4 protein-coding genes are annotated in these 4,865 nt (G+C 38.7%); all 4 read right to left on the bottom strand.

Features of this window, described 5'->3' with window-relative positions:
* Positions 1-179 (bottom strand): DUF4862 family protein (locus ACSHXM_RS20865; protein ID WP_435692177.1); only part of this gene is annotated, 179 nt, incomplete at its 3' end.
* A 186-nt stretch (positions 180-365) separates the two neighbouring features.
* Positions 366-1,910, bottom strand: coding sequence for a lysine--tRNA ligase (gene lysS / locus ACSHXM_RS20870; RefSeq protein ID WP_435692171.1), 1,545 nt, complete (start codon positions 1,908-1,910; stop codon positions 366-368).
* Between the two features lie 62 nt (positions 1,911-1,972).
* Positions 1,973-3,071 (bottom strand): peptide chain release factor 2 gene (gene prfB / locus ACSHXM_RS20875; protein WP_435692173.1). Its coding sequence is split into 2 segments (ribosomal slippage): positions 1,973-2,995 and positions 2,997-3,071, totalling 1,098 coding nucleotides; the frame shifts between segments, so codons are not numbered across the junction.
* 183 nt (positions 3,072-3,254) lie between these two features.
* Positions 3,255-4,865: TolB family protein (locus tag ACSHXM_RS20880; RefSeq protein WP_435692175.1), on the bottom strand; the 1,611-nt coding region annotated here is incomplete at its 5' end.

Consider the following 4,865-nt stretch of genomic DNA (forward strand, 5'->3'; position numbering starts at 1 on the left):
GGATCAACATTGTCTAAAAACCACTCATCATCATTTGGATGTAATGCGCCTGTAAACGGATGTTCCAAACCTTTAATGTTAGGTAATTTTTTTAATTCTTTATAATAGTTAGACTCTAACTCAGGGTCCCAACCTAACGCGCATGGTGAGGTTGCGTAAGCGCCGACAAAGTATTGCATGGTGGCCTTCCTTAATTTTAATGATTAATAAATGTTATCATGAAAAACCCTAGCTTTTATACCAATTCATTGAAATTGGTATAGTCACTTGCATAAATTGGTATAACTTTTTCGTCTACTTGAACTATAGAAAACTGACCATAAAAAAAGGACGCCTAAGCGTCCTTTGATTGACTCAAAAATGATTTATTCAGCTGGAGCCTCTGGCTTCATATGAGGAAACAAAATAACATCTTTTATTGTTGGGCTATCAGTAAATAACATTACCAAACGGTCTATACCAATACCCTCTCCTGCTGTTGGTGGTAAACCGTATTCAAGAGCCCGAATATAATCTTCGTCAAAGTGCATAGCTTCATCGTCGCCGGCATCTTTTTCTTCTACTTGTTTACGGAATCGAGCAGCTTGATCTTCTGCATCGTTAAGCTCAGAGAAACCATTGGCTAATTCACGGCCTCCCACAAAAAACTCAAATCGATCAGTCACAAAACTGTTGTCATCATTTCTGCGGGCTAATGGTGATACTTCCCACGGGTACGCTGTAATAAAAGTAGGTTGATCTAGCTTTTCTTCAGCTGTAGCTTCGAAAATTTCACATAAGTATTTACCAGCTCCCCAAATCCCATCAACTTCAGGCTCTTTAATGTGAAGTTGTTTAGCCATCGCTTTTAATTCAGGCAAATGATTTTCAGGATCATTAATGGCTTCGGCATTGGCTTCTGGCCAATATTTAAGCACCGCTTCGTTCATAGTTAAACGAGTGAAAGGTTGACCAAAGTCATAACTCACTTCGCTTGTTACATTACCTTCAGCGTCTTTGGTAGTATTTTTAATCAATACAGTACCTAATACATCTTGTGCGACCTTACGTAACATCTCTTCCGTTAAGTTCATCAAATCATGGTAATCAGCATAAGACTGATAGAACTCTAACATAGTGAACTCAGGGTTATGACGGGTAGATAAACCTTCATTTCTGAAGTTACGGTTTATTTCAAAGACACGCTCAAAACCACCTACTACTAAACGCTTTAAGTACAATTCTGGCGCGATACGCAAATACATATCGATGTCGAGTGCATTGTGATGCGTGTTAAAAGGTTTAGCTGTAGCACCACCTGGGATAACTTGTAACATGGGCGTTTCAACTTCCATGAAGTTACGTTCAGCAAGGAAGTTACGAATACCGTTTACCACTTTACTGCGGATCATAAAGGTATTGCGCGTATCTTGATTCGTAATCAAATCAACGTAACGTTGGCGGTATTTAGTTTCTTGATCAGCTAAACCATGGAATTTTTCAGGCAATGGACGCAAAGACTTAGTTAACAATTGGTACTCAGTCATATTAACGTACAAGTCACCTTTACCAGATTTATGTAACTCACCTTTTACGCCTATGATGTCACCAATATCGAGACTGCCGTAACGTTCTTTAATATCTTTTTGGGTATCTTTAGCTGCGTAAGACTGGATGCGACCAGTCATGTCTTGCAATAATAAGAAAGGTCCACGTTTTGCCAATATTCGACCGGCAATGCTGACCACTTTACCAAGTGTTTCTAAATCAGCTTTTTCGTGTTCGCCAAATTCTTGTTGTAATTCGTCGCTATAAAACTCACGACGAAAGTCATTGGGGAAACCGTTTGATTTACAGTTTTCTCGAATTTGAGCAAGTTTAGCTCTTCGCTCTGCAATCAATTTATTTTCATCTTGCTGATTATCTGTCATTGGTGTTCCTAAATTACTGTGCACTAACTTGTTTAAATATGGTCACAAACCAGACTTTACGTCTATAACCCCGACTTAAGGCTGGCTTGAATAAATTTGTCTAAATCGCCATCTAACACGGCTTGAGTATTACGGGTTTCAACCCCAGTACGTAAATCTTTAATACGGGAATCATCTAATACGTATGAACGAATTTGACTGCCCCAACCTATGTCAGACTTACCGTCTTCCATAGTTTGTTTTTCTTCATTTTGTTTAAGCATCTCGTGCTCATACAACTTTGCTTTTAACTGTTTCATCGCCTGAGCTTTATTCTTATGCTGTGAACGATCATTTTGACACTGTACAACGATATTCGTAGGTTCGTGGGTAATACGCACCGCTGAGTCTGTGCGGTTTACGTGCTGACCACCGGCACCAGAGGCTCGATATGTGTCTATACGTAAATCAGATGGATCAATGTCAATTTCAATATCGTCATCAACTTCAGGGTAAGCAAATGCCGAGGCAAAAGAAGTGTGTCTTCGACTTCCAGAATCAAAAGGTGATTTTCTGACTAGCCTATGTACGCCAGTTTCAGTCCTCAACCACCCAAAGGCATATTCACCTTTGAAGTGGATAGTCGCACTTTTAATCCCAGCAACGTCTCCATCAGAAACTTCAATTAATTCGGTCTTAAAACCATGGGCTTCACCCCAACGTAAATACATGCGCAATAACATGTTTGCCCAATCTTGAGCTTCGGTACCGCCCGATCCTGATTGAATATCAATATATCCATCATTTGCATCATTAGGACCTGAAAACATTCGTCTGAATTCAAGTACTTCTAATTTTTTCACCAGCTCTGCAAGTTCAGCCTGTGCTTCGTCAAATGTTTCCTGGTCTTCTGCTTCAACCGCTAATTCAACTAGGCCTTCAACATCTTCAGCACCAGATTCTAACTGAACGATTGTTTCTACCACTAACTCTAACGACACTTTTTCTTTACCAAGCGCCTGTGCACGCTCTGGCTCATTCCAAACGTCAGAGCTTTCTAATTCGCGGTTAACCTCTTCAAGGCGCTCTTTCTTTTGATCATAGTCAAAGATACCCCCGAAGCGAATCGGCGCGCTGTCTAATATCTGCCAAGGCATTGTGTACGGGATTGATTTCAAACATAAATTTTTAGAAAAGAGATTAGAAATAAAAGGACGCGGATTTTAGCGGATTTTGCAAACTAAATACAGTGCCTAGCAAAAAATCCTCAAACAAAGCTTCAACAGTTTATCGAATAATCAAAAGGCTAGTCGTTACTAGCCTCTAATGTAAAAAGGTTGTGACAGGAGCAATCAAGTTTTGCAATTAGTGAATGACTTTAGTGAGTTTAAGTAAAGCATTATGTTCAGACTCAAAATTTACGTAATAAAGTGATTGTGTTGCTACATTGTAATCATAAAAATAAACCCGCTTTTTTTCAGGAATTATTAAATCAGCTGTTTTATTTTCGTTCTCATTTAAGGCATAAAAATTTAATAGGTTATAGTCATTCTCTAGCTTCAAGATAGACAGTTCATCTCCTATCACATCCCACTTAAATATCCATTCAAAATCAATCAAAACTGAAGACTGATTAATATCAACATAACCTTTATCTAGACAACAAAGTTTATGTATAGGTCCCCAAGCTTTAGGTTGCACAATTAACCCTTGTGAACCGCTAGTTTCAATACGATGTAATTCGGATGTATTTGTTAAAAACTGTTTAGAAAAATGCGGCAGTGATACTTGATGCAACTCATTAGTATTTATTTCTAAATTTGAACCATAGGTATAAATTGACTGACTATCTTTGGACCATGCAACTGACTGCACATCAACTTGGCGATATACCTCTTGGAAACTATTTTTAACGTCCAATATGACCAGAACACTGCGCATATCCTCCATCACTAAATAGGCTAAAAATTTATTATCGTTAGAAAAGTGAAGACTAACATAATCGCTCACGTCATCATTAGTTACCCTATGCAAACTATTTAGGTCTAACGATTTCATCCAGATATTATCGTCTCCATTGCGGTTAGACACATAAGCCAACATTTTGCCATTTGGACTAACCTGCATGTGGCGCTCAAAAGCATCATCATCAATGACGACGCTTTCTACTCCATTTTGAATACGTTTTATTGAAGTCGCGTAACGACTCACTCCAACGATAAAAGTATCGTTTGTAACATCGTAATCGAACTCTGTAACTGACTCATTCAAGATCAGCGTATGCTGCTGCTCTTCAACATCAAAACGCCACAACCCGGTATTCTTGCCTGCGATTTCGGCATAAAATAACTCATCGTCATTTTCCCCCCACCCAACATGAACGACGCTATGACTATGCGTATTGACATGGCGTAATGTAACATTTTCAATATCATAGATTACCAATTTGGAGTACGACCCGGTTGAGCTAGAATCAAGCATCGCAATCAATTTACCGGAGGGAGAAATACGCGGAAACCGGTAAAAACTCTGTGACGTCTCAGGGGCCACAATAAACTCAGACGCCCCAGTTTCGACATTGACAAATATCAGCTCGTTAATACCAGTTAAAGCATTTTGTCTACTAGCCAATATTTTTTTATCACCTTTAACCCAAGATAAATCCGCACCACTATATGGATTACAATCTGCTAATTTTCGAATGGAATCTAAGATCAGGTGGTAAATTTCAATTTTACAATGTAAAGCCTTGGTAACAGGATCTCGGTGGCTTCTCATATAAGCTAGCTTAGCGTTATCATTTGAAATAGTAGGTGAGTTAAAATTTTCAAACGAATTAGGAAATAATTTCTTTTCGCTATCGGTATTGAGATCATATAGCCAGATAGAACTCCTTCCCTCGTCATATCTTTCACTTACTAATAAATTACCATTTTCACTAATATCAGGCTTTTTGTTGAATGTCCCAGACGTAGC

The organism is Paraglaciecola sp. (assembly GCF_051252315.1).
Lineage (GTDB): Bacteria > Pseudomonadota > Gammaproteobacteria > Enterobacterales > Alteromonadaceae > Paraglaciecola.

Coding starts and splice junctions, on each gene's coding strand:
- lysS (WP_435692171.1), bottom strand. CDS start 1,910: ATGACAGATAATCAGCAAGATGAAAATAAATTGATTGCAGAGCGAAGA.